We start from the raw sequence: 6,239 nt of genomic DNA on the forward strand, positions 1-6,239 counted from the left end.
TTTATACAACCTTGGTAAGACTTACTATTCTGTAAGTGCTTGAATTTATAGTTGATATGCTGATGTAAGGAATTTTGCACTTTTTCATCGTTATAGAACCCTCGATTATCGGCCAATTCTTACTACATTCCCGCAAGACAACATTGCTATAAATGTTTGCTCTGCGACAAAAACGGTCACTTTTGGGAAGGAGGGTATTCATCACATGGATACTTTTCTAAGAACGCAAGGTGAATCAGATCATTGTTGGAAAACATACCCATTGAAGACAATTTTTTTACTTTTTCTGGGTCTTTATGGATATATACCATAACTACATTAATGAGCTCGTCTAGTGTTGGAGAGGGTTCTTCAGGGAAACAAACATCCTTAAGGTTGTAGTGATATATAGTTTTAGAAACTCCATCAACTAACCCCAAACAGTAACCAATCGCCATTTGATCACTTTTTTCAATCGGCTTAGTTTGCAATGAAACGCCTGAAACGTATGCCTGACAACCGTTAATAAATAATTCATGAAGACTTCCGGCGAAAGTCGGAGTAGATATTAGAAGTAGTGTTAACAAACCGATTATTAATTTCATCCGCCCACCCTATTTTCCGCACACACTGCCGCCGCATGTGGTACAACCTTCTGAGTAATAAAGTAAATCCCTACTTTGTTCGTATGTTGTGGGATTTTCTGTGTCAACAAACCCCCACGCTTCCATTAAGGGAATTATTTCTCTCATATTCGATGAAAAATATTTGGCGACGGCTAGAGATGAATCTCCATTGGAAGAAATAAAATTTTTATCCGCAAGCCAAAGCATCTGATATACGGTAAAAGTTAGACCATCTTCAATTGCCATGAATAACGCTGTTTCTCCAGTATTGTTCTCGACATCGCAATCGGCACCGAGATCAAGCAACAAGCCTACCAAATTATTTTTATTTAGCTCCGGGCGAAGTACAGCAAGCATAAGAGCGGTGTATCCATCCTCGTCAGCAGCATTTATATCAACCCCCGGTCGCTTTTCTGCAAATTGCTGCCTGCAATCAATATCACATATTTTTTTTGCGTAGTTAAAGGTTTCTTCAGCAACTGACATTATTACCTCACCTTAGAGTTAACGAGCCGTTGAACAATAACAAAGTAAAACATCTACATATCGACTTTCTTGAGTGACCGCTATGTGCCATTATCCACCAATTCTCACCACGTTTCCGCTCGACAACTCGGCCTTTAACTGCTCATTTGCGCTGTCTAAAGTCGCGTTAATCGATACCAGTTTGCGCACATCAGACTCCAGCTCTTCGATGTACGCTCTCAGTTTCCGATTCTTTTCTTTTTCTGCTTTCAGCTTCGCGCTTTTGTCATCACGCTGAGCCTTATGAGTATTACCCGTTAACCCTCTGACCTCCGCTGCTATATCTGGGTATCGGTTGTGGATCGTTGAGTCTTTGACACCAGCCTCTTCAGCAAGGGCAGTTATGGAGATTTTGCGTCGCTTATCAACCACCTTGGGGCGACCATGTTTGAGTCGTATCAAGGCGTTTCGCAGGTTCTTTTCTGTCGTCGCTGCCATTACGCAATCTCCTTCTCGTTACTGGCCGCACCATCAAACAGGCCGAGATCTCTCAGAACGCTCTCACATCGCCTTAGATCGCGTTCTACGCGCTGTTTGCCTACGGGGCCTATATCATCAATGTTTAGCAGTTCTATTTGCTGAAGGTGCAGTTGGTTGAAGTATTCGCCGTGCCTATCCTTTTCGATAATCGAGTCTTTGCACTCAACGCATCGCGTGCTTTCTATGCTAGACCGACCACCGCAACCCGAGTTGTCGGATGTACACCACGAGTGCCCCGTTGAGCGCAGATGAATCGTGTCTGATATTTTCTCTGCCATTTCTGCCCGACTGCTGAAGGTTCTCACCGCTTCACTACTCGACCGATAGGAGATCAGCTTGTCGGCCAGTCCCCCGGTAATAATCGTGTCTTCTTCAAGAAATTCGTCCACCCGAGCAACTTTATAGTTTTTAATTTCTATCGCGATTTCGTCGTAAAGCTCTTCTGACTGATGATCATTAAACGCATAGAGCAAGGTCATATCCATGCTCCAGTGCTTAAAGTGCTTTTTCAGGTAGCGCAAGTCGCCATATGCGGACGTAGCAACATACACCGCAAATGTCCGCCTGAACCGGTGAGACGCCAGGTTCGGGACGCCCAGCGCATTACCAAATCTCTTCAGTGCTTTATCGAACCCAACTGTACTAACAAGCTCAACCCGCCCCCCATTTGAGTTAACTTTGGCTAAAAACAAATTGTCTTTGTAGCCCTCAATGGCTAACGCCCTCGGGTGATAAGGGTCTTGCTCGAACAAACTGGCCTGTTCAGCCAGCAGTGCGTCTTGCAAGGGTTGATTGAACGCCTTCCTAACCTTAACTGCCTTGATCACTATTTCCGGAGACAACCATTCTGTATAACCTTCGTTGGTTTTGCTCGAATAGGATTTGAGCCAATGCAGCACTTCGTCTTCATTATCCTCAATGCGATAAGCGTTATTTTGAATGCCCAACAACTCGTGAATTCTGATACCGCTAAAGGTAAGGATGATAATGGCCGTTGCCGTGCCTATCTGATTGTATTGCGCATTGAACTCTCTGAGGCCAGTGAATCCTTCTGCACTCAGCAGCGCGTTAAGAAGTGCTGCCTGCCTTTCTTTCGGCTCATGGCGTCTAACTCGCGCAATCTCAGCCGCCAGAGTGATCAATTCCGGCGCTTGGTCTAAGATTTCCTCGCAGTGCGAGACAACTATTTTTAATTCTTCATCACTGATGACTTCAGTTTTTGCAGTCTTTTTGCCGCTATGCTCTGTGCCTGTTAGCCCGCCCAGATGCACCGATGAACTCTCGGGCCACGGATGCTCAAATTCCCAGGGGGTTCCCTTAAGGTATTTATAAAGCAGTTCTATACCCGAAAACCTGCTGACCAAAGTCTTCACAGAAAGCGGCTTACCCCGCAGAGAAACCTGCTCCTTGCTGTGCTGGACATAACTTGCAGCTACAAACGGCGTCACCACTGACATCGCTTGAATATTGAGACAGTCCAAATAAGCAAGAAACGGCTTGATATTCTTATAGTAATAACACAGAGTTCCACCAGCCGGAGTCATTTTAATATCGTATTGTTTTACCGCATATTTCAGCGGCTCAACAAACGCTGGCGGTATAGATTTGAACGATATTTTTTTCGCCCCGTCTTTAACGCCCTTTACAAAGCGGTCATTTTCATATCGCCACTCCATATCCCCGTACTCGCTGAGTACCTGATGGGTGCCATCTGGCAACTTGTACGATGAAATAGGTAGCCTGTTAAGCGACTCGCTATCTAGCTCATCGAGTTTAATCGTCCGACAATAATCCAGTGCGCTGACTTCCAACTGTTTTGTCATGCCACTTCCTCCAGCTGGTGCCGATGCTTCCACGCGGGGTGAGGCTCGATTCGCGCCCTTTCTTTAACTTCTCTCACATAATCCTCATCAAACAGAGGTGCAATATCGTTATCAATAATCCGAATGATGTGGAAAAAATACTTTTTCCAGCGTTTGGCTCCAACCTGCTCACGCTCACTCACCAGCAGCCAATAAAAGGAAAATAAACGGTATAAGTCTTCTGGTGTGACAACCATGTGGCGGCAGCGAACACACTTCAAAAACTTGGTGCAATACACATCATTGCCGTCTTTATCAGTCTCGGTGGGGATCAAATTACACTTGGAAACCGGCGTATTATTTTCAATGAGATTAACCTTGCTTAGCAGTTCCTTGGTGCGCACCTCCCCCATCAGACGGAAATTACTTTCGGCTTCTACAGGGGCTTCCAGATAGTGTTGATCTGTGACTTTGACTGTACTGTTGGACAGCCTTGCCGTAACAAAAGGGTCTCCACCAGAAAGCTCAAATATTCTGTTTTCAAAGGTTTTTCTAAAGCGGGAAATATTGATTGTCAGCGGGTCGCCACTATCATTTTTCAAGTCGTGTTCTTTGCGCCAACTCTTGATCCCCTCCGTAAGCATACTAGAGGACAGCGCGGTTGGCTGGCCCACATTCCCACCCGCTCTAGACCTATATGCAAAGACCAGATCGCTCCCTAGCTCCGCTCTCACCAAGGCATTCACTCTGATGATATGTTCAACAATCATCGCCACATCGGCCAACACTGTTTGTGCGTTTTCTACCTCTTTTGCGTGCCGAAGGCTCTGAATGTGCGTTGCGTTACCTCGCCGCTTATAGAGCACTAACAGCTTTCGGTTTTCTTTCAGCGGGTGATCTTTTATAGAGTCGGTGGTCATTTCAAGCAACGGCACTGTATTCATGCCTGATCGCAGAGCAATAGCCAACACACAAATGACCAGTTCATCCGCTGTTAGAGGCTCATTCTTACTCAGGATTATGGAAACATCTTTTTTCAATGTCTGAGCAATACGTTTTCGTTCTGACTTTGAAAAAGGCTTCTGCCCTTTACACTGTTTATTGGAGTGTGGAAAAGGGTTTTTGGGGAAATCGAGATGCTCGATCCATCCCATTTTCAGCATCTGTCTTAAAAGCGATTTTGTTTGAGTGTAATACCCCTTCGCAGTTGTACCATTCGGGTGTCTTATTTTTAAATGCTGAATATAATTTTCAATAAACTCTACGGTAATATCGCCAAGCAACAGCTCTCGATTTAGCCCCTGTCGATACAAGGTGAGATACTTACATAGCTCTCTGACCCCACCAGAGCAATAACTCGCCACTGTTGATGCTTCAACGACATTTTCTGCCAAACAAATTTCTACAGTTTGTTGCAGCGCAGAAACAATGGCATCAAACCCCAGGCCATAGTTCGGAGTAAAATCAAACGACAATACTTCTTTGGGATTTGGTGGAAATGACACAACTGAGTTATCTGGCGGGACATCCCTCAAGAGAGGTCTATAGGGCTTCTCTGTTACCGCGACATTGAGAGATTCAGCCTGATCAACCCTGAACTGTTTACGCGCTCTCATGCGGCTACCTGAGCCTCCATACAAATACGATCAATATCTTCGTCGTATTCAGTCATCAGGTCACTTTCGAGCCTTTCGATGTAATGCAGATAGATACGTGTTGTGTTAATGCTCGAATGGCCCAGGCGATCCTGTATGTAGACCAGTGGCTCACCACGATAATTTGGATTAGACCTCAAACCGTACAGTTTGAAAGTGGCGTATGTGTGTCTTAGATCGTGCAGACTAATATCTTTTCTGCACGTGATTTCCTTGAGTTCTTTGTTGAGAATGGAGCCTTTGATTGAATATGGTCTTCCGAATCGGTTGATGAACAATTCGTATCTTTCTGGAGATTCATTAGCCAGCAGTAGTTGATTGCGCTCATGTATTTTGTACTGCCATAGGCGCTCATATAGCCCCATAGGAATATCGATGTCTCGCTCTCTTGATCCCTTCGTTCTCATGTCTCCAGGCTTCAACCTAACCCGAACTACCGCCCTTCCTCTGTGACTCTTGGGGTCGGTGATATAGCTGGACGGAAAGGTCATCAGTTCTTCCTTCCGCATTCCTGTTTGAACAGCCATTCGATATATCAGGTGCTGAGAGACAAAGGTCTTATGAGACATTAACCTTTTCACTTCATCCTCAGTGAGAATTTGTAAATGGGTGAACCTCTCCTTAAGCATTACATTTGGAGACGCCGCTGTGTTACCACTGCGATCTGTGTGCGCAAGAAACCCTTTTGGTTTATTTACAATGACCGATTCAATATCGAATGGAACCGACGAAATCCATTTTTTCCTATAGGCAAATTGGTAGAACTGAATGATGGTTCTTAAACGCCCGTTGATGGTCTTGCTGGTCAAACCATTTTCGAATGACCAATCTCTATATGCAGCAATCACTGAATGCTGGGTTGTTGCTAAACTAGATCGCCAATCAATCCCACCAGCTTCCAGATAGCCAAAGTAGTCATACAAATCCTGTCCGTACTTCCACCAGCTATTTCTACTCTGTACCCGACCTCTGGTGATGCAATAGTAGACTAGGAACTTGTGAGCCACCCTGACCAGTTCCATCTCGGAATCCACTAAAAGAGGAAACCCTTCGTAGGACTGGTTGTGAAGTTTAAAGTCTTCGGAGGCTCTTATTAGACGCATCTCTGATTGTCTCTAAGTTATTGATTCTATATAACCCTAATGTGTAAGGAAATTATAGCTCAATAACAT

The 6,239-nt window shown here is 44.8% G+C and carries 6 protein-coding genes; all 6 read right to left on the reverse strand.

Going from position 1 to position 6,239, the window contains the following annotated elements; genetic code table 11:
* Positions 1-176 precede the first annotated feature (176 nt).
* On the reverse strand, positions 177-584 hold the full coding sequence (locus IB286_RS15065) for a Rap1a/Tai family immunity protein (RefSeq protein WP_190766966.1): 408 nt from the start codon (positions 582-584) through the stop codon (positions 177-179).
* A gap of 9 nt (positions 585-593) precedes the next feature.
* Positions 594-1,091 (reverse strand): ankyrin repeat domain-containing protein, encoded by a 498-nt coding sequence (locus IB286_RS15070; protein ID WP_190766968.1) that lies wholly within the window; start codon positions 1,089-1,091, stop codon positions 594-596.
* Positions 1,092-1,181: 90 nt separating this feature from the next.
* On the reverse strand, positions 1,182-1,568 hold the full coding sequence (locus IB286_RS15075) for a TetR family transcriptional regulator (RefSeq protein WP_190766970.1): 387 nt from the start codon (positions 1,566-1,568) through the stop codon (positions 1,182-1,184).
* Positions 1,568-3,433, reverse strand: a complete 1,866-nt coding sequence (locus IB286_RS15080; protein ID WP_190766972.1) for a site-specific integrase — start codon at positions 3,431-3,433, stop codon at positions 1,568-1,570. Before IB286_RS15080 ends, IB286_RS15075 begins: the two co-directional genes overlap by 1 nt.
* Positions 3,430-5,028 carry a phage integrase SAM-like domain-containing protein gene (locus tag IB286_RS15085; protein ID WP_190766974.1) on the reverse strand — a complete coding sequence of 533 codons (1,599 nt, stop codon included), beginning with the start codon at positions 5,026-5,028 and terminating at the stop codon, positions 3,430-3,432. Before IB286_RS15085 ends, IB286_RS15080 begins: the two co-directional genes overlap by 4 nt.
* A complete protein-coding gene (locus IB286_RS15090; protein WP_190766976.1) occupies positions 5,025-6,089 on the reverse strand; it encodes a tyrosine-type recombinase/integrase in 1,065 nt (354 codons plus the stop codon). Before IB286_RS15090 ends, IB286_RS15085 begins: the two co-directional genes overlap by 4 nt.
* Positions 6,090-6,239 lie beyond the last annotated feature (150 nt).

This window comes from Spongiibacter pelagi (assembly GCF_014705705.1).
Lineage (GTDB): Bacteria > Pseudomonadota > Gammaproteobacteria > Pseudomonadales > Spongiibacteraceae > Spongiibacter > Spongiibacter pelagi.

Coding starts and splice junctions, on each gene's coding strand:
- IB286_RS15065 (WP_190766966.1), bottom strand. CDS start 584: ATGAAATTAATAATCGGTTTGTTAACACTACTTCTAATATCTACTCCG.
- IB286_RS15070 (WP_190766968.1), bottom strand. CDS start 1,091: ATGTCAGTTGCTGAAGAAACCTTTAACTACGCAAAAAAAATATGTGAT.
- IB286_RS15075 (WP_190766970.1), bottom strand. CDS start 1,568: ATGGCAGCGACGACAGAAAAGAACCTGCGAAACGCCTTGATACGACTC.
- IB286_RS15080 (WP_190766972.1), bottom strand. CDS start 3,433: ATGACAAAACAGTTGGAAGTCAGCGCACTGGATTATTGTCGGACGATT.
- IB286_RS15085 (WP_190766974.1), bottom strand. CDS start 5,028: ATGAGAGCGCGTAAACAGTTCAGGGTTGATCAGGCTGAATCTCTCAAT.
- IB286_RS15090 (WP_190766976.1), bottom strand. CDS start 6,089: ATGGAACTGGTCAGGGTGGCTCACAAGTTCCTAGTCTACTATTGCATC.